The sequence below is a fragment of the Micromonospora sp. NPDC023644 genome, assembly GCF_040640115.1.
Classification (GTDB): Bacteria; Actinomycetota; Actinomycetes; order Mycobacteriales; family Micromonosporaceae; genus Micromonospora.
In genome coordinates this window covers 40,313-57,849 of sequence record NZ_JBFABA010000027.1, presented here as the reverse complement: position 1 = coordinate 57,849, position 17,537 = coordinate 40,313, and the positions used below count along the sequence as shown (strand labels likewise).

15 protein-coding genes are annotated in these 17,537 nt (G+C 75.6%); 3 read left to right on the top strand and 12 right to left on the bottom strand.

Features of this window, described 5'->3' with window-relative positions; translation table 11 throughout:
• Positions 1 to 99 precede the first annotated feature (99 nt).
• The 6 genes from AB0G08_RS19530 to AB0G08_RS19505 form a co-directional block, all read right to left on the bottom strand.
• Entirely contained in the window at positions 100 to 1,248 is a 1,149-nt protein-coding gene (locus tag AB0G08_RS19530) for a M20/M25/M40 family metallo-hydrolase (protein WP_358089682.1), read from the bottom strand.
• Between the two features lie 354 nt (positions 1,249 to 1,602).
• Entirely contained in the window at positions 1,603 to 2,415 is an 813-nt protein-coding gene (locus tag AB0G08_RS19525; RefSeq protein ID WP_358089679.1) for a SigB/SigF/SigG family RNA polymerase sigma factor, read from the bottom strand.
• A gap of 179 nt (positions 2,416 to 2,594) precedes the next feature.
• Positions 2,595 to 3,062: a MaoC family dehydratase gene (locus AB0G08_RS19520; protein WP_358089677.1), complete on the bottom strand. Its 468-nt coding sequence runs from the start codon at positions 3,060 to 3,062 to the stop codon at positions 2,595 to 2,597.
• Positions 3,059 to 4,231: an acyl-CoA dehydrogenase family protein gene (locus AB0G08_RS19515; protein ID WP_358089674.1), complete on the bottom strand. Its 1,173-nt coding sequence runs from the start codon at positions 4,229 to 4,231 to the stop codon at positions 3,059 to 3,061. The genes AB0G08_RS19520 and AB0G08_RS19515 overlap by 4 nt, the downstream gene beginning before the upstream one ends.
• A 34-nt stretch (positions 4,232 to 4,265) precedes the next feature.
• Positions 4,266 to 5,024, bottom strand: coding sequence for a 3-oxoacyl-ACP reductase FabG (gene fabG, locus AB0G08_RS19510; RefSeq protein WP_358089671.1), 759 nt, complete (start codon positions 5,022 to 5,024; stop codon positions 4,266 to 4,268).
• A gap of 15 nt (positions 5,025 to 5,039) precedes the next feature.
• Positions 5,040 to 6,188: an acyl-CoA dehydrogenase family protein gene (locus AB0G08_RS19505; protein ID WP_358089668.1), complete on the bottom strand. Its 1,149-nt coding sequence runs from the start codon at positions 6,186 to 6,188 to the stop codon at positions 5,040 to 5,042.
• A gap of 89 nt (positions 6,189 to 6,277) precedes the next feature.
• On the opposite strand from AB0G08_RS19505, the gene AB0G08_RS19500 reads away from it, so the two are divergent.
• Genes AB0G08_RS19500 through AB0G08_RS19490 form a run of 3 tightly spaced genes read left to right on the top strand, consistent with a single transcriptional unit; the run spans position 6,278 to position 9,480 of the window.
• Positions 6,278 to 6,943, top strand: a complete 666-nt coding sequence (locus tag AB0G08_RS19500) for a TetR/AcrR family transcriptional regulator C-terminal domain-containing protein (RefSeq protein WP_358089665.1) — start codon at positions 6,278 to 6,280, stop codon at positions 6,941 to 6,943.
• 48 nt (positions 6,944 to 6,991) lie between these two features.
• Positions 6,992 to 8,410, top strand: coding sequence for an aldehyde dehydrogenase family protein (locus AB0G08_RS19495; RefSeq protein ID WP_358089662.1), 1,419 nt, complete (start codon positions 6,992 to 6,994; stop codon positions 8,408 to 8,410).
• Positions 8,407 to 9,480, top strand: a complete 1,074-nt coding sequence (locus AB0G08_RS19490; RefSeq protein WP_358089659.1) for an alcohol dehydrogenase catalytic domain-containing protein — start codon at positions 8,407 to 8,409, stop codon at positions 9,478 to 9,480. The genes AB0G08_RS19495 and AB0G08_RS19490 overlap by 4 nt, the downstream gene beginning before the upstream one ends.
• Before the next feature lie 142 nt (positions 9,481 to 9,622).
• Here AB0G08_RS19490 and AB0G08_RS19485 read toward each other — a convergent pair whose 3' ends face one another.
• The 6 genes from AB0G08_RS19485 to AB0G08_RS19460 form a co-directional block, all read right to left on the bottom strand.
• Positions 9,623 to 12,358 (bottom strand): LuxR C-terminal-related transcriptional regulator, encoded by a 2,736-nt coding sequence (locus AB0G08_RS19485; RefSeq protein ID WP_358089656.1) that lies wholly within the window; start codon positions 12,356 to 12,358, stop codon positions 9,623 to 9,625.
• An 86-nt stretch (positions 12,359 to 12,444) separates the two neighbouring features.
• Complete coding sequence (locus AB0G08_RS19480; RefSeq protein WP_358089654.1) at positions 12,445 to 13,056, bottom strand: TetR/AcrR family transcriptional regulator; 612 nt, start codon at positions 13,054 to 13,056, stop codon at positions 12,445 to 12,447.
• 103 nt (positions 13,057 to 13,159) lie between these two features.
• Positions 13,160 to 13,927, bottom strand: coding sequence for an SDR family oxidoreductase (locus AB0G08_RS19475; protein ID WP_358089652.1), 768 nt, complete (start codon positions 13,925 to 13,927; stop codon positions 13,160 to 13,162).
• 222 nt (positions 13,928 to 14,149) lie between these two features.
• Positions 14,150 to 15,430: an ABC transporter substrate-binding protein gene (locus AB0G08_RS19470; RefSeq protein WP_358089649.1), complete on the bottom strand. Its 1,281-nt coding sequence runs from the start codon at positions 15,428 to 15,430 to the stop codon at positions 14,150 to 14,152.
• Between the two features lie 99 nt (positions 15,431 to 15,529).
• Positions 15,530 to 16,645, bottom strand: a complete 1,116-nt coding sequence (locus tag AB0G08_RS19465; protein WP_358089646.1) for a branched-chain amino acid ABC transporter permease — start codon at positions 16,643 to 16,645, stop codon at positions 15,530 to 15,532.
• Positions 16,642 to 17,520: a branched-chain amino acid ABC transporter permease gene (locus AB0G08_RS19460; RefSeq protein WP_358089643.1), complete on the bottom strand. Its 879-nt coding sequence runs from the start codon at positions 17,518 to 17,520 to the stop codon at positions 16,642 to 16,644. The genes AB0G08_RS19465 and AB0G08_RS19460 overlap by 4 nt, the downstream gene beginning before the upstream one ends.
• Between the last annotated feature and the right edge of the window lie 17 nt (positions 17,521 to 17,537).

Genomic DNA, 17,537 nt, shown 5'->3' with positions numbered 1-17,537 from the left:
GCGCCTCCCCGCGCGATCGACGGATCCAGCATCGCCCCGCGACGCGGGGCGCGTTTACGCAACCGTGCGGACTTCGGCCCGGCCGCCACCCGGGGCGCGTCACCCGTCGGCGGACGAGCCCTGCCCCGCGGGCACCGCGCCGAGCGGCCGGCGCCCCTCGACCGGCCGGGCCTCGCCGGGCGTGGCGAGGAGCCGGGCCGTCAGGGCGGCCAGCAGCGCGGTGCGCTCCGGCATCCGCGCGACGTCGACGTACTCGCCGCGCGCGTGCGGCAGGCCGCCCACCCCGCCCAGACCGTCCAGGGTCGGTACGCCGAGGGCCCCGGTGAAGTTGGCGTCGGAGGCGCCCGGGGCGGCGACGCCGCGCACGGCGGGGAGGCCCAGCTCCGCCGCCACCGACTGCGCGACCCGCAGCAGCGGCGTCGACACGGAGGCGGGCAGCGGGTACCGGTTGATCCCGCCGCTGACGGCCAACCGGGCGTCGGGCAGTCGGGGGGTCAGCTCCCGGACCAGCCTGTCCACCCGGTGCAGCTCCTCGCGGGTCCAGGCCCGCACGTCGACGCAGAGGACGGCGGATTCGGGCACCACGTTCGTCATGGTGCCGGCGGAGAGGGCGGTCGGGGTCACGCTCGTCTCCCCCGCCGCGAAGGCCTGCACCGCGAGGACGTGGTGCGCGAGTTCGACCCCGGCGTTGACGCCCCGGTGCGGTTCGACGCCGGCGTGCGCCGCCCGGCCCCGCACCGTGATCCGGTAGACCGATCCGCCCTTGCGCGCGACCTTCAGGTCGCCGCCCTCGGTGCTCGGCTCGCCGACGAGCACGGCGCCGGAGCGGCGGGCCTGCTCCTCAATCAGCGGCCGGGAGGTGGCCGAGCCGCTCTCCTCGTCGCAGGTGAGCAGCAACCCGACCCGCGAGGTGTCCGGCAGCAGTTCCAGGGCGGTGAGCATCTGCACGATGCCGGCCTTCATGTCGCAGACTCCGGGCCCCGTCGCGGTGTTCCCGGTGATCGTGAACGGCCACTGCTGGATGGTGCCCGCCGGCCAGACCGTGTCGTAGTGGCCGAGCAGCAGCACGCGTTGGTCGGCAGCCGCCCAGAGCAGGTGCGGCAGCCCGTCGATGACCACACGACGCCCACGCCGGCCCAGCGCGGCGTCGCCCCATGCCTCGAGCAGGTCGGCGCAGGCGGCCAGTTCCCGGCCCGCGCCCGGCGGCGACTCGCAGGTCACCAACCGCCGCAACCGGGCCGTCAGCACCGCAGCCCGAGCCTGCGCCCCACGCCGAAATACATCGACATCCACCATCATTCGATGGTGGCACCGCCACCACGTCGGCCACAGGGCACGACGCCCGACACCGCACGAATGCGGTGGTACGGCACCCGACACGGCACCCTGGAAGACAGGGCCACGGGCCGGGCCGGCCGGTCCGGCGGAGGGCGTCGGCCGGACCCGGGCCGAGGATCGCGCCACCCGAAACGGCGTCGTCCGCCCCGCCGGCGTGGCGAGGCGGACGTGGGCCGATCCGGCTCGGGTGCCGAACGACGACGTGGCCGTCGTGCGGCGGGGGTGTGCGCGCCCGTTCCCCGACGCCGAGGAACGCGGGCTTCGTCAGTGGCTGCCCTCGAGCTGCCCGCGCAGCTTGCCCAGCGCGCGGGTGAGCAGGCGGGAGACGTGCATCTGGGAGACGCCGACGCGGGCGGCGATCTCGCTCTGGGTGAGGTTGCCGTAGAAGCGCAGGGTGAGGATCTTCTGCTCGCGCTCGTCGAGGGTGGCGAGGGCCGGGCCGAGGGAGACCCGCAGCTCGGCCAGCTCGAACTCGCCGTCCTCGGCGCCCATGGTGTCGCCCAGCTCGGTGGCGCTGTCGCCGTCGCCGATCGGGGTGGAGAGGGAGACGGCGTTGTAGGCGCGGGCGCCTTCGAGCCCCTCCAGCACCTCTTCCTCGGTGATGCCGAGGTGGGTGGCGATGTCGGCGACCGTCGGCGCCCGGTTGAGCGTCTGGGTGAGGGTGCCGTTGGCCTCGGAGATGCGCAGCCGCAGCTCCTGCAGGCGGCGCGGCACCCGGATGTTCCAGGTGCGGTCGCGGAAGTGGCGCTTGATCTCGCCGAGGATCGTCGGGATGGCGAAGCCGGCGAAGTCGACGCCGCGGGAGGCGTCGAACCGGTCCACGGCCTTGATCAGCCCGAGGGCCGCGGTCTGGGCCAGGTCCCCGTTGGGCTCGCCGCGCCCGCTGTAGCGGAAGGCGAGGTGGTGGGCCAGCGGCAGCCACGCCTCGATGACCCGTGCGCGCAGCGCCGGCCGGTCGGGGTGCCCCTCCGGCAGGGCGGCGAGGGCGGCGGTCAGCTCGCTCGCGCGGGTCTCGTCACCGGAGACCGTGGTGGCGGCGTCGGTGGTGGTGGTCGGCGCGGTCGTCGTGGTGATCATGCTGCCCTTCCTGTCCCGCAGATGCGGCGACGCCGGGGTACCGGCGACCGCAGTGCCACCACCCTAGACCAACGGCCGTCGCCATATCAACCGAACGGCCGATGGATGAAGAAGACAAAAACCCCCAAAGACTGCTCGTACGGTGTGGTCCCCGCCACGAAACCGGCGCCGCCGGCGGCTCAGGAGGCCGTCGGTCCCACGTAGAGCCGGCTCACCGTCTCGGCGACGCAGACGGGCTTGCCGCCGGCGTCGCACTCCACGGTCGCGGCGGTGACCAGCTGCACGCCGCCGTCCACCGGGGACACCTCGGCGATGGTGGCGACGGCCCGGACCCCCGTGCCGACCCGCACCGGCGCGGGGAACCGCACCCGGTTGAGCCCGTAGTTGACCCCCATCCGCACGCCCCGCACCCGGTAGAGCCGACCCACCAGCGCCGGCAGCAGGGACAGGGTCAGGAAGCCGTGGGCGATCGTGCCGCCGTACGGGCCGGTGGCGGCCCGCTCCGGGTCGAGGTGGATCCACTGGTGGTCGTCGGTGGCGTCGGCGAACAGGTCGACGCGCCGCTGGTCGATCCGCTGCCACGGCCCCGGGCCGAGGGTCTCTCCGACCGCGGCGGCCAGGTCGTCGACGGAGTCGAAGGTCCTCATGCCAGGTGCCCTCCCAGCCGGGTGTAGCCGCGCAGCAGGTCCCGCGCGATGATGAGCCGCTGCATCTCGTCGGTGCCCTCGAAGATGCGGTAGAGCCGGACCTGCCGGTACCACCGCTCGACGGGCAGTTCCCGGGTGTAGCCCATGCCGCCGTGGATCTGCAGCACCCGGTCGACCACCCGGTTGACCATGCCGGCGCCGTAGAGCTTCGCCATCGAGGAGGCGTGCCGCGGGTCCATGCCCTGGTCCACGGTCCAGGCCGCCCGCAGGATCAGCCAGCGGGCCGCCTCCAGCTCGGTCTCGGAGTCGGCGATCATCCACTGGATCGCCTGGTTGTCGCCGATCGGCCGGCCGAACGTCTGCCGGGTGTTGGCGTGGTCGATCGCCATCCGCAGCGCCCGCTCGGCGATGCCGACGGCGTGCGAGGGGATGGTGTAGCGCCCCTTGCCGATCCACTCCATCGCGAGGGCGAAACCCTGGCCGGGCTCGCCGAGGATGTTCCGCCGCGGCACCCGGACGTCGTCGAAGACCAGCGCGGCCGGCCCGCCCTCGCCCATGGTCTGGATGAACTCCGAGCGCCAGCCCATCGCCCGGTCCACCAGGAAGGCCGTGGCGCCGCCGTTGCGGGCCCCCTTCTCCCGGTCGGTGACCGCGATGACGATGGCGAAGTCGGCCTCGTTGCCGCCGGTGATGAAGGTCTTCTCGCCGTTGAGCACCCAGTCGTCGCCGTCGGGCCGGGCGCTGAGCCTGATGTTGGCGGCGTCGGACCCGGCGCCCGGCTCGGTGATCGCGAAGCAGCTGCGCCGCTCCCCCTCGATCGTGGGGATCAGGAACTCCCGCTTCTGCTCGTCGTTGGCCCGGAACAGGATGTTGTCGGCCTCGCCGCCGAACCGGAACGGCACGAACGAGCGGCCGAGCTCGGTCCAGATCAGCGACTGGGCGACGGCCGGCAGGTCCATGCCGCCGTACTCCTCGGGGGTGGCCAGCCCCCAGAAGCCGAACGCCCGTGCCTTGAGCTGCAACTCGCGCAGCTCGTCGGGCTCCAGCCCGGGCCGGTGCGCGCGTTCGCGCCGGAGCAGTTCCTGCTCCAGCGGCATGACCTCTCTGGCGATGAAGTCGCGGGCCGTGTCGCGGATGGCCCGCTCGGTGTCCGAGAGCGCGAAGTCCATGTCCCCTCCGGGTCGGTGCGGCGGTACGCGCGACTCAGCGCGCGCCGCCGTTGACGTACAGAGTCTGGCCGCTGACGTACGAGGCGTCGTCGCTGGCCAGGAAGGCGATCACCGAGGCGATCTCGGCCGGCTGGGCGACCCGGCGCAGCGGGGTGTGCTCGGCGACCGTCCGCTGGTGCTCCTCGGGGCTGCTGCCCACCCGCTCGGCGGTGGCCGCGGTCATCGCGGTGGCCACGTAGCCGGGGGCGACCGCGTTCACGGTGACGTTGAACGGGCCCAGCTCGACGGCCAGGGTGGCGGTCAGGCCCTGCACGCCGGCCTTCGCCGCCGCGTAGTTGACCTGGCCCCGGTTGCCCAGCGCGGAGCGGCTGCTGAGGTTGACGATCCGGCCGTAGCGGGCCGCCACCATGTGCTCCTGCGCGGCCTGGCAGCAGAGGAACATGCTCGTCAGGTTGGTCCTCAGCACCGCCTCCCACTCGGGCAGCGCCATCTTGAACAGCAGGTTGTCGCGGGTGATCCCGGCGTTGTTGACGAGCACGTGCAGCCCGCCGTACGCCTGGACCACCTGGGCGGTCATGGCGGCCACCGCCTCGGCGTCGGTCACGTCGCAGCCGATGCCGAGGGCCCGACCACCGGCGGCGGCGATCTCGTCGGCGACGGCCCGGCTGCGCTGCGCGTCGAGGTCGACCACGGCGACCGCCGCGCCCTCGGCGGCCAGCCGGCGGGCGGTGGCGGCGCCGATGCCCTGCGCGGCGCCGGTGACGACGGCGACCCGGTCGGCGAATCTGGTCACGGTTTCTCCCTGGCTCTAGAAGGCGTTGACGCCGGTGAGCGCGCGTCCGATGAGCAGCTGCTGGATCTGGCTGGTGCCCTCGTAGAGGGTGGCGACGCGGGCGTCGCGCAGGTACTTGCCGACCGGGTACTCGTCGATGTAGCCGTACCCGCCGAAGACCTGGACGGCGTTGTTGGCCGCGCGGACCGCGGCCTCGCTGGCGAAGAGCTTGGCCATCGACGCCTCGGTGGCGAACGGCTCGCCCCGGTCGATCAGGTCGGCCACCCGCCACACCAGCAGCCGCGCGGCGTCGGTGTCGACGGCGATGGCGGCGAGCAGTTGCTGCACGAGCTGGTGGCCGGCGATGGGCTTGCCGAACTGGGTGCGCTGCCCGGCGTAGCCGACGGCCGCGTCCAGGCAGCCCCGGGCGATGCCGACGCAGCCGGCGGCCACGGACATCCGGCCCTTGGCCAGGGTGGCGAGGGCGAGCCGGAAGCCGGCGCCCTCCTCGCCCAGGCGCGCCGAGTCCGGCACCCGTACGCCGTCGAAGCGCAGCTCCCCGGTGGCCTGCCCGCGCAGGCCCAGCTTGCCGTGGATCTCCCGCCGGGTCAGGCCCGGCGCGTCGGTGGGCACCAGGAAGGCGCTGATGCCCCGGTGCCCCGGGCCGCCGGTGCGGGCGAAGACCAGCGCGACGTCGGCCGTGGTGCCATTGGTGATGAACATCTTCGCGCCCGTGATCAGCCAGTCGGTGCCGTCGCGGACCGCCCGGGTGGTCAGCGCGGCCGCGTCGGAGCCGCTGTCCGGCTCGGTCAGCGCGAAGCAGCCGAGGGCGGCGCCGGAACAGAGCCGGGGCAGCCACTCCGCCCGCTGGGCCGGGGTCCCGTGGGCGGCGACGGACTTGGCGACCAGCCCGAGGGAGACCGAGACGATGCCGCGCACGGCGGAGTCGCCCCGGCCGAGCTCCTCCAGCACGAGGCAGTAGGAGAGGTGGTCGCCGCCGGAACCGCCGTCGTCCTCGTCGATGGTGAGCCCGAGGAAGCCGAGGTCGCCGAGCTTGCCGACGATGTCGGGGTCGACGGACTCGCGACGGTCCCAGCTGGCCGCGTGCGGCGTCACCTCGCGGTCGACGAAGTCCGCGGCGAGCCGGCGGACCGCCGCCTGCTCGGCGGAGAGCTCCAGATCCATGCGCATTAAACTAGCGGTGCAAGTTTAATTCCGTCCAGACCCGGTTGTGGCAGAGTCTGCGACGGACCACCCGAGCGAAGGAGGACCGGATGCCCCGGCCGCGGCAGGCGCTGCTCAGCCGGCAGCGGATCGTCGAGACCGCCGCCGCGCTGATCGACGCCGAAGGGCTGGAGGGCTTCTCCACCCGCCGGCTCGCCGCCGAGCTCGGGGTGCGCGGGCCGTCGCTCTACAACCACTTCGCCACGAAGGACGAGATCCTCGACGCGGTGGCCGACAGCGTCACCGGCCAGGTGGACGTGTCGTTCTTCGGCAGCGTCGACTGGCGGGAGGCGCTGCGCCGGTGGGGCCACTCCTACCGCGCGGCGCTGGCCGCCCACCCGAACATCGTGCCGTACCTGGCCCGGGGGCCGGGGCGCCGGCCGGCGGCGCTGGCCATGGCCGACGCCGTCTACGGCGGACTGGTCGCCGCCGGGTGGCCGCCGGCCCGGGCGACGCACATCGGCGCGCTCATGCGCTACTTCGTGGCCGGCTCGGCGCTGGGCTCGTTCGCCCGGGGCTTCGTCGAGGACCCGGGGCTGTACGCGGAGCAGTACCCGCACCTGACCCAGGCCCACCGGCTGGCCGAGCACCAGCAGCGGGTGGACGAGGGCGCCTTCGCGCTGGGCCTCGACGCGCTGGTCCACGGGCTGTCGCGCACCTACGAGGAGCACATCGGGCCGCTGCCACCCCTCCCGCCGGCCGCCGACGCGTACTAAAGTCAAAACTTGCGCTGCTAGTTTTGGCCGACGTACGTGAGGGGCACGATGGATCTCGCACGGACCGCCTTCTACCTCGACGGAGAGTGGGTCGCCGCCGGCTCCGGGGAGACCGTCGCGGTGCGGAACCCGGCGACCGAGGAGGTCGTCGCGACCGTGCCGGCCGGCACGGCGGCCGACGTCGACCGCGCCGTCGCGGCGGCCCGGGCCGCCTTCCCCGGCTGGGCCGACGGCGCGCCCGCCGAGCGGGCCGCCCGCCTGGACCGGCTGCACGCCGCCCTCTCCGCCCGGGCCGACGAGATCGCCCGCACCGTCGCCCTGGAGCTGGGCACCCCGCTGAAGGTGGCCGCCCGGGTCCAGGCCGGCCTGCCGCTGACCGTCCTGCACAGCTACGTCGAGCTGGCCGCCCGCCCCCCGGCCGACGAGACCGTCGGCAACTCGCTGGTGGTCCGGGAACCGGTCGGCGTGGTCGGCGCGATCACCCCGTGGAACTACCCGCTGCACCAGGTCGTCGCGAAGCTGGCCCCCGCCCTGGCCGCCGGCTGCACGGTGGTGCTCAAGCCGAGCGAGCTGACCCCGCTGACGGCGTACCTGCTCTTCGACGCGATCCACGAGGCCGGCTTCCCGCCCGGGGTGGTCAACCTGGTCACCGGCACCGGCCCGGTGGTCGGCGAGGCCATCGCCGCGCACCCGGACGTCGACATGGTCTCCTTCACCGGCTCGACGGCCACCGGCCGACGGATCGCCCACCTCGCCGCCGACCGGATCGCCCGCGTCGCCCTGGAACTCGGCGGCAAGTCGGCCAACCTCGTCCTCGACGACGCCGACCTGGCCACGGCCGTGAAGGTGGGGGTCGGCAACGCCTTCCTCAACTCCGGCCAGACCTGCACCGCCTGGACCCGCCTGCTCGTGCACCGCGACCGCTACGACGAGGCCCTCGACCTGGCCGCCAAGGCGGCCGGCGGCTACCGGCTCGGCGACCCGTTCGACCCGGCCACCCGGCTCGGCCCGCTGGTCTCCGCCGCGCAGCGCGAACGGGTCCGCGACCACGTCGCCCGAGGGCTGGCCGACGGGGGCCGGCTCGTCGCCGGCGGGCCGGACGCCCCGCTGCCGGAACGGGGGTTCTTCGTCGCCCCGACGGTGATCGCCGACGTCGACCCCGACAGCGCCCTGGCCCAGGAGGAGGTCTTCGGCCCGGTGCTCGCGGTCATCCCGTTCGGCGACGACGACGAGGCGGTGGCCGTCGCCAACAACTCCCGCTACGGGCTGGCCGGCGCGGTCTGGTCGGCCGACGGGGAACGGGCGCTGCGGGTGGCCCGGCGGTTGCGCACCGGCGCCGTCGACGTCAACGGCGCCCCGTTCAACCCGCTCGCCCCGTTCGGCGGCTACAAGCAGTCCGGCCTCGGCCGGGAGCTGGGCCGGCACGGGCTCGAGGAGTTCCTCCAGGTCAAGGCCATCCAGCGATGAGGGCGCTGGTCGTCCGGGCCGTCGACGCCCCGCTGCTGGTGGAGGAGATCGAGCTGCCGGCCCCCGGCCCGGGCGAGGTGCGGGTGAGCGTCCGGGCGGCGGGTGTCTGCCACTCCGACCTGTCTATGGTGGACGGGACGCTCGCGCCGCCGTACCCGCTGGTGCTCGGGCACGAGGCGGCCGGGGTGGTGGTCGAGGTCGGCGACGCCGTCACGCGGGTCGCGCCCGGCGCGCACGTCGTGCTGAACTGGGCCCCGCCGTGCCGCAGCTGCTGGTACTGCGGGCGGGACGAGCCGTGGCTGTGCGAGCGCACCGGTTCGCCCTCGGCCCCCCGGGGACGTACGCCGGCCGGCGAGGCGCTGCACGTCACGCTCGGCCTCGGCGCCCTCGCCGAGGAGGTGGTGGTGCCGCAGGACGCCGTCATCGGAGTGGCGGCGGAGCTGCCCTTCGAGTCGGCGGCGCTGCTGGGTTGCGCCGTGCTCACCGGCGTCGGCGCGGTCCGCCGCACGGCGAAGGTGGCCCCCGGCGAGTCGGTGGCCGTGGTCGGCCTCGGCGGGGTGGGGCTGTCGGTGGTCGCCGCCGCGCGGGCCGCCGGCGCCGACCCGGTGCTCGCCGTCGACGTCTCCCCGAGCAAGGCGGCGCTGGCCACCGCGGCCGGCGCCACCGACTTCCTGCTCGCCGACGAGTCGCTCAGCCGGGCGGTCCGGCAGCGGACCGGGGGCCGGGGCGTCGACCACGCGCTGGAGTGCGTCGGGCGCAGCGCCACGATCCGCACCGCCTGGCGGGCGACCCGCCGGGGCGGGCAGGTGACCGTCGTCGGCATGGGGGCCAAGGACGACATCGTGGGGCTGGGCGCGTTGGACATCTTCCACTCGGCCCGGACCCTGCGCTCCTCGGTCTACGGCTCCTCCGACCCGGACCGCGACGTGCCCGAGCTCGCGCGGGCGGTGCTCGACGGCACCCTCGACCTCGGCTACCTGATCACCGACCGGACCACGCTCGACGGCGCCCCCGAGGCGTTCGCCCGCATGTCCCGCGGCGAGGGCGCCCGCACCGTCGTACTCCCCTGACCCCCCCCTCCCCCTCCCCTCCCCCGCACCCCCACCGGCGTCGATCATGGACTTTTGGTGGGCGATCAGTGCCGCTTCGCGGCTTTCGCGGGGCACCACGACTGCATGATCGGCGCCGGTCGAGGGTGGGGGTGGGGGCGGGTCAGGAGAGGGCGCGGGCGAGTTCCGTGCGGGAGCGGATGTTGAGGCGGTGGAAGATGTTGCGCAGGTGGTGGTCGACCGTACGGGTGGAGAGGAACATCCGGGCGGCGATCTCCCGGTTGGTGGCGCCCTCGGCGACCAGCTGCGCGATCCGCAGCTGCTGGCCGGTCAGCAGTCGCGCCGCCGACGCCTCCGGCGGGCCGACCGACTCCCCGGCCGCCCGCAGCTCCGTGGTGGCCTGTTCCGCCCAGGTGGCCGCCCCGAGCAGGGTGAACGCCTCCCGGGCGGCGTGCAGGTGCTCGCGGGCCGCGCGCGGCCGGCGGCTGCGGCGCAGTTCCCGGCCGAGGAGCAGCTCGGTTCGGGCCCGCTCGAACGCGCCGGCGTCCGTCGGGTGCAGCCGCAGGGCGGTGCGGAACTCCCGCTCCGCCTCGGCGCTGCCCCGGGGCGCGAGCAGCCCGTGGCAGCGCGCGGAGAGGGCCCGGCGGGACGGGCTCGCCGTGCTGCTGGCCCACCGGTCGAACACGGCGAGGGCGGCGCCGGCCGCCGGCCGGTCCGCGACGGCGGCGGCCGCCTCCACCAGGTACGGGGTGGCCATCACCAGGACCATCACCTGCCCCCGGCCCGTGCCGGGGCAGGCCAGCGCGGCCAGCCGCGCGGCGGCGGCGGCCGGCCGGTTGTCGACCAGGTCCAGCACGGCCAACGCCCACTGCGCGAGGGCCCGGGGCCGGCTGTGCCCGCCGGGGTCCTCGCCGAGCTCCCGAATCCGGCGCAGGCTGGTGCCGCGGTCGGCCCGGACGGCGGCCAGCACCGCCAGCATCCCCAGGTGCACGGCGGCCCAGTTGTCCTGGCCGGTGTCCCGGGCGATCCGCAGCCCCTCCCGGGAGCTCTCCACCGCGGCGTCGTGCCGGCCCAGCCAGTACTCGGCGGCCGCCCGCAGCTCCAGCGCGCGCGGCAGGGCGGACAGCTCGCCCCGCTCGCGGGCCAGCTCGACGGCGCGCTCGGCGAGCCGGTGCGCCGCGCCGTCCACGGCCACCAGCAGCCCGGCCGCCGCCGCGCAGGTCAGGGCGGAGGGGGTCAGCGCCGGCCCGGTCAGCTGTCCACCGAGGACGACCGCCCGGCGCAGGGCGGGGCCGGCCTGCTCGTGGTCGCCGCGCAGGGTCGCCGCCGTCCCGGCGACGTAGCAGCTCAGCAGCTCGGTCGCGGGCGGGTCGTCGGGGCGGCGCAACGGCTCCGCCCGCCGGGCGACGTCGGCGTAGCGGTACTGGTCACCGGCGAAACAGGCGGCCTCGCCCGCCCGCACCAGCGCGCCGAGGGCCAGCGCGCGATCGGTGCCGGCCAGCGCGTCCGCGGCGGCCAGCAGCGTGGTGAGCGCGGACCGGGGCCGGCCGGCGCGCAGCTCCAGCTCCCCGCGCAGCAGCCCGGCCCGGCCCGCCACGGCGGCGTCCACGGTGCCGGGCAGGCCTCCCAGCAGCAGTCGGGCCCGGTGCGCCCGGCCGGCCGACCAGGCGTACCGGGCGGCGGCCACCAGCCGGGCGGCGGCGCGCACCGGGTCGTCGCTGAGTTCGGCGGCCCGTTGCAGCGCCGCCGAGGCCGCCGTGGAAGCGCCCGCGCACTCGGCCGCCGCCTGCTCCAGCTCGGCGGCCAGGGCCGGGTCGGGGCCCTGGGCGGCGTCGGCGAGGTGCCCCGCCCGGCGCAGCCGGTGCCCGGCCCCGTCGAGCACGCCGGCGAGCAGCAGGTGCGCCGCGCGCCGCTCGGCCAGCGGCGCGGCGGCCCGGACCACGGCCCGGACGAGGGGCTGCGGGAACGTGACCCGTCGCGGCTCGACGCGGACCAGGCCCGCGAGCTCGGCCGGCGCGAGCGCCTCGACCGCCGTGCCGGCGACGCGGGCGGCCCGGACCAGGGTGGCCGGCTCCCCGTCCTCGTCGAGCGCGGCGAGCAGCAGGACGCGGCGGGTGTCGGCCGGCAACCGGTCCAGCCGGGCGCGGTAGGCCCGGCCCAGCCTGCCGTCGGGCGGGGGCGTCTCGGGCACCGGCTCCTCCCCGCGGGACTGGCCCGGAGTGAGCGCCTCGGCCAGGTCGACCAGGGCCTGCGGGTTGCCGCCGGCCGCCGCGCCGAGCGCGGCGGCCACGGGCGGCGCGGGTGGCCGGCCGGCCAACAGGTCGGTGAGCAGGGCGGCGCTGTCCCGGTCGTCGAGCGGGCGGAGCCGGTGGCGGGCTATCCCGCCGAGCGGGACGTCCGCGGCCGTGGTGAGCAGGACGGCCACCCGCGCCCGGCGCAGGCGGCGGGCGACGAACGCCAGCACCTCGGCGGTGGGCGGGTCGCCCCGGTCCACGTCGTCCATCGTGCACAGCAGCGGGCGCTCCCGCGCGGCGGCGGCGAGCAGGCCGAGCACGGCCAGGGAGAGCGCCAGGCGGCGGTGGGCGGGGCAGCCCGCGCCGGCCAGTGCCCGCAGCAGCACCCGGCGCTGTTGTTCCGGGAGCGCCCCGGCGCGGTCGAGCACCGGGTCCAGCAACCGTTGCAGCCCCGCGTACGGCAGGCCCGCCTCCTCGGGCAGCCCGGTGCCGGCCAGGACGGTGCAGCCCTCGGCGTGCCGGTGCGCGTAGTCGACGAGGGCGCTCCGGCCGGAGCCCGGCTCGCCCTGGACCAGCAGCGCTCCCCCGACGACGGGCAGGTCACCCAGCAGGCGCCGGATCGCGGCGCACTCGTCGGCCCGGCCGCGCAACACGGTTAATTGCACTGACGATGCAGTAACCATGAATCGAGTGTTACCTATCGGTAGCCCGATGGAAAGACCGGCGGCACCGCCTTCGCGCGGGTCGCGCGTCAGCGCGGGCCGACGTCGGCCAGCAGGGCGGCGACCGTGCGGGCCATCACCGCGCGGGCCTGGTCCACGCCCAGCCCCAGCCCGTCGCGCAGCATCGACCAGGCCGGCCACATGCTCGCGGCCACGAGGGCGTTCGCCAGCTGCTCCCGCTCGGGACCGGCCCGCTCCAGCTCGGCGGCGAAGAGGTGCTCGACCTCGTCGCGGACCCGCGCGATGTGCTTGAGGCGGTTGCGGCGCAGCTGCCCGGAGACCGGCTCGCGCATCTGGGCGGCGCGGGCCGACGGCGCGATGAGCTGGAGCAGCCGGGCCCGCTGCCGGCAGTACGCGTCGACCCGCCTGTCCAGCGGCAGCGCCGGCGAGATCGGCCGGTGGGCCGCGTCCTGCTGCCGGAGCAGCTCCGCGCCACTGGCCTCGAACAGCGTCTCCATGTCCTTGAAGTTGGTCCAGAGCGTCCGCAGCGAGATGCCGGCCCGCTCGGCGATGCGCTCGCCGGTCGGCCGCAGGTCGCCCTCGGAGATGAGCGCCAGGTGCGCCTCGACGATCGCCGCCCGGGTGCGTTCGGCCCGGGCGGTCCGGCCGTCGACCCGGACCGGAGCCTCGGCACCGCCCATCCGCGCCCGCCTCCTCATCGCCGTCACGTCGCCCGCACCGCCGCGCCGAGTCTAGCCGCGGCCGACGCCACGGCCGCCCGGCCCCGGCGCGGGCCCGACGCGGTCATCCGGCCGGCCGGCCGGCGAGGCTGACCCCACCGTCGAGGACGAGGGTCTGCCCGGTGATCCAGGCCGCGTCGTCGGACGCGAGGAAGGCGACCGCGCCGGCCACGTCGTCCGGCAGCCCGAGCCGCCTCAGCGGGTACGCCCGGGCGACCTCCTCCTCCCGCCCCTCGTGCAGCGCCGCCGCGAAGCGGGTCTTCACCACGGCGGGCGCGACCGCGTTGACCCTGACCTTCGGGGCGAGCTCGACGGCCAGGCACGCGGTGAGGTGGTCGACGGCGGCCTTGCTCACCCCGTAGAAGGCGATGCCGGGTGACGGGACGCGGCCGGCGATCGAGGAGACGTTGACGACGCAGCCGCCGCGGGCGCCCATCCCGGCGGCGACCTGCTGCACCCAGCCGAGCGTGCCGACCAGGTTGACGTCGAGGATCTTGCGGGCCGCCGCCAGGTCCAGCCCGACCAGCGGCCCGTACGCCGGATTGACGCCGACGTTGTTGACCAGCACGTCGACCGGCCCGAACGCGTCGGTGACGGCGTCGACCGCCGCCCGGCGGTGCCCGGCGTCGTCGGCCCGGCCGGGCACGGCCACCGCGCGGTCGGGCCCGCCGAGCGCCGCGACCGCCTCGGCCAGGGCCTGCGGGTGCCGGGCGGTCAGCCCCACGCGGGCGCCCTCGGCCACGAGCCGGCGGGCGATGGCGAGGCCGATGCCGCGACTGGCGCCCGTGACGAGGGCGACCCGGCCCGCGAGTCGCCCCGAATCTGCATTCACAGTGCAAATAGTAGGAGGGCTGCCGACACCCGTCAACGGCGAAACGCCGACGGACACGTCACACCGCGCCGACGGCGCCCCGGCGTGACCGCACTGCCGATGCAGATACATGACGTCGGCGGCGGCCGGGGCGCGGCGATGGTCGTCGAGCGACTGGGCCGGCACGGACGGGGCGTGGCGGGCCGGGAGGCCGACGCGCCACGCCCCGTCCGTGCCGGGTGCTCAGGAGGCCGTCGGCACCCCGTTCGCCGACGGCGTCACCGGCGGGGCCGTGTGCTCGCGTACCGGCCCGTCGCCCTCGTCCGTCTCGTACGTCGGCCCGAAGTAGGCCTGCGTCCCCCCGCTGACCCGGGTCAGCCGCTGCCCGCCGTAGCCGGAGTGGTCGCTGTCGGAGTAGCGCAGCGGGGCCAGCCCTGGCCCCTGGTAGCCGCCCCTGGCGACGGCCTCGGTCACCGCCTCGCGGCTGAGGTCCTTGCCGGCGGCGAGGAGCACCTGCACGAAGAGGTAGCCGACCGCCATGCCGTAGACGGTGTTGCCGTCGAACGGCGCGTCGCCGTTGTACTCCTTGTTCACCTTGGTGAAGAGCTGGATCCACGGGTCGGCGGCGTCGTTCTGCATCGGCAGGTAGTTGGCGCCGACCATGCCCTCGAGCAGGCCCGCCGCGGCGCCGAGCCGCTTGGCCAGCGTCGGGTGGTCGGCGCCGACGTTGGAGACCAGCCACTGCGGCCTGAAGTTCAGCCGGGCGGCGGTGCCGACGGCGAGCGCGGTGAAGCCGGGCACGGTGGCGAGGACGACCACCTGGCAGCCGGCCGCCTTGAACGCGCCGATCTGGGGCGCCACGTTGGTGTTGCTCGTGACGTACGTCTGCTTCGCCGCCACGGCGCCCGCGCCCAGCACCTTCTCCACGCCGACCAGGCTGTCCCGGCCGAAGTCGTCGTCCTGCCCGAGGAAGCAGACCTTCCGCCCCGGCAGGCTGGTCTTCACGTGGTGGGCCAGGATCTTGCCCTCCACGGTGTAGTCGGGATTGAAGCCGAACGTGCCCGGATACCGGTCGGGCTGGTCCCAGCTGCGGCTGCCGGAGGCGACGAAGAGGTCGGGCACCCGGTTGCTCTTGAGGAAGTCGAGCACACCGGTGTGGGTCGGCGTGCCGAGGCCGTTGAGGATGGCGAAGACCTTGTCCTGCAGGACGAGTTGGCGGACCACCTGCTGGGTGTTCGCCGGGTTGTAGCCGTCGTCCATGATCTTGTAGGTGATCTTCCGGCCGTGCACGCCGCCGTTGGCGTTGACGTGGTCGAAGTACGCCTTGGTGGCCGGAGCGATCTTCGAGTAGCCGGCGGAGGCCGGCCCGGTGAGCGGCATGTGCGTGCCGACCACGATCTCGGTGTCGGTGACGCCGGGGACCGCCCCCCGGCCGCCACCGTCGTCCCCGGTGCAGCCGGCGGAGGTGACGAGCAGGGTGATGGCGGTGGCGAGCGCGAGGCCGCGCCGTGCCGTTCGTGTCATGTGGGACACCGACCTTTCCTCGGTCCGGGTGGTGGTGGGTGGTCGCGGTGCGGTTGGCGGGTGGAGCGGGGGCGCGGACCGGCGGCGGGCCGGGACGGCTCAGGACCGACGCCGGCCCGGCCGGCGCGCGGAGACGGCGCGGGCCAGCCGGGACAGCAGGCCCTGCACGCCGCCGGGAGCGGCGATCATGACGACGACGAGGGTGAGCCCGAAGATCGCCAGCGGCAGGTTGCCCTCGACCCGCTGCGCGAGCGCCGGCGACAGGGTGAGCTGCTCGGTGAGGGTGTGCGTCAGGTCGGGCAGGGCGACCAGCAGGACGGCCCCCCACGCCGCGCCGGCGAGGCTGCCCAGCCCGCCGATGACGACCGCCATCAGCAGGAACAGCGACAGCGTCAGCGAGAACGCCCCGGGCGACACGCTCTGCGCGAGGACCCCGAGCAGGGCGCCGCCGAGCCCGGCGCCGGCCGCGCTGACCACGAAGGCGAGCACCTGAGTGCGGGCGACGTGGATGCCGGCGAGGCGGGCGGCGACCTCGTCGTCGCGGACCGCCCGGAAGGTGCGGCCGTACCGGCTGCGGACGAGGTTGGCCAGCAGCAGCAGGGCCAGCAGGGTGGCCGCCGCGGTGACCCAGAGCTGCCACCGCTCGTAGGGGAAGTACTCGCCGAGGAACGTCGGCGGGGGCTCGACCGGCACCGCCAGCCCCTGCTCGCCGTTGAACACGCCGTCGAAGGTGACGGCCAGCGCCGGCACCACGACCGCCACGGCCAGGGTGACCCCGGCCAGGTAGGGCCCGCGTAGCCGGGCGGCGGCCACCCCTACCACGGCGCCCACCGCGAGGGCGGCCAGGACGGCCGCGCCCAGCGAGACCGGGAGCAGCCAGCCGCCGGTCATCCCGGCGTCGGCGAACGCGTTCTGGCACAGGGCCACGGTGTACGCGCCGGTCGCCATCAGCGCGCCGTGCCCCAGGGAGAGCTGCCCGTTGAGCCCGGTGAGGACGGTCAGCCCGGCGGTGGCGCACAGGTAGGCGGCCACGGTGGCGAGCTGGAAGTTGCGGAACGGCTCCAGCCCGTAGCTGGCGGCCACCAGCAGCAGCGCGGCGACGGCCGCGAGGCCGGCGTGACGCCGCAGGGTCGAGCCTCGGCGGGACCGGGCCGGGCCGGCGCCGTCGACCCGCGCCCGCGTGCCCGGCGGGGTCGCCGCCCGGGTGGCGCTCACACCCGCCTCGCCGCGACCGGGGCGAACAGCCCGCCGGGCCGGACCAGCAGCACCGCCAGCAGCAGCACCAGCACCGCGAGCGGGGTGAGGTCGCTGCCGGCGTAGCCGCTGACGTAGGAGAGCAGCAGGCCGACCGCGAGGCCGCCGACCACCGCCCCCGGTGGGCTGTCCAACCCGCCCACCACGGCGGCGGTGAACGCCGAGACGAAGACCAGGTCCATCGCGTGCGGGTGCAGGCCCAGCTCGGTGGGGATGACCAGCATGCCGGCCAGCGCGCCGACCCCGGAGGCCAACGCCCAGCCGAGGGTGAGCATGCCGCCGACGTTCACCCCGAGCAGCCGGGAGACCTCGGGGGCGAACGCCGCCGCGCGCATCCGCAGGCCCACGGCCGTGCGGGTGAAGGTCCAGGCGAGCCCCACGACCACCACCGCGACCGCCGCGAAGACGAACAGGTCGTACGGCGAGACGACGGCGACCCCGCCCACGGTCAGCGCGGTCCGGGAGAAGGGGGTCTCGGCGGGCAGGAACTCGCTGCCGTAGACCATGCCGAGCACGGCCTGGATCAGCAGCACCAGCCCGAGCGCGACGATCACCGGGTTGAGCGGTGACGCGTGGTCGACGAAGCGCATCACGACCAGGTCGACCGCCGCGCCGAGCAGCAGCCCGGCGGCCAGCGCGGCCAGGAACCCCAGCCAGTAGGAGCCGGTCGCGGCGGAGACGCTGTAGGCGACGTACGCGGTCGCGACGGCCATCGCGCCCTGGGCGAAGTTGACGATCCGGGCCGCCCGCCAGATGAGCACCAGGGCCAGGGCGAACGCGGCGAGGACCGCGCCCCTGGACAGTCCGTCGAGGGTGAGGAAGACGAAGCGGTCCAACGGTCCTCCCTTGCGGG

Bases quoted from the DNA above. Each gene is read 5' to 3' on its own strand.
- AB0G08_RS19525 (WP_358089679.1), bottom strand. From the start codon at position 2,415: ATGATCACCACGACGACCGCGCCGACCACCACCACCGACGCCGCCACC.
- AB0G08_RS19520 (WP_358089677.1), bottom strand. From the start codon at position 3,062: ATGAGGACCTTCGACTCCGTCGACGACCTGGCCGCCGCGGTCGGAGAG.
- AB0G08_RS19515 (WP_358089674.1), bottom strand. From the start codon at position 4,231: ATGGACTTCGCGCTCTCGGACACCGAGCGGGCCATCCGCGACACGGCC.
- AB0G08_RS19505 (WP_358089668.1), bottom strand. From the start codon at position 6,188: ATGGATCTGGAGCTCTCCGCCGAGCAGGCGGCGGTCCGCCGGCTCGCC.
- AB0G08_RS19500 (WP_358089665.1), top strand. From the start codon at position 6,278: ATGCCCCGGCCGCGGCAGGCGCTGCTCAGCCGGCAGCGGATCGTCGAG.
- AB0G08_RS19495 (WP_358089662.1), top strand. From the start codon at position 6,992: ATGGATCTCGCACGGACCGCCTTCTACCTCGACGGAGAGTGGGTCGCC.
- AB0G08_RS19490 (WP_358089659.1), top strand. From the start codon at position 8,407: ATGAGGGCGCTGGTCGTCCGGGCCGTCGACGCCCCGCTGCTGGTGGAG.
- AB0G08_RS19480 (WP_358089654.1), bottom strand. From the start codon at position 13,056: ATGGGCGGTGCCGAGGCTCCGGTCCGGGTCGACGGCCGGACCGCCCGG.
- AB0G08_RS19470 (WP_358089649.1), bottom strand. From the start codon at position 15,430: ATGACACGAACGGCACGGCGCGGCCTCGCGCTCGCCACCGCCATCACC.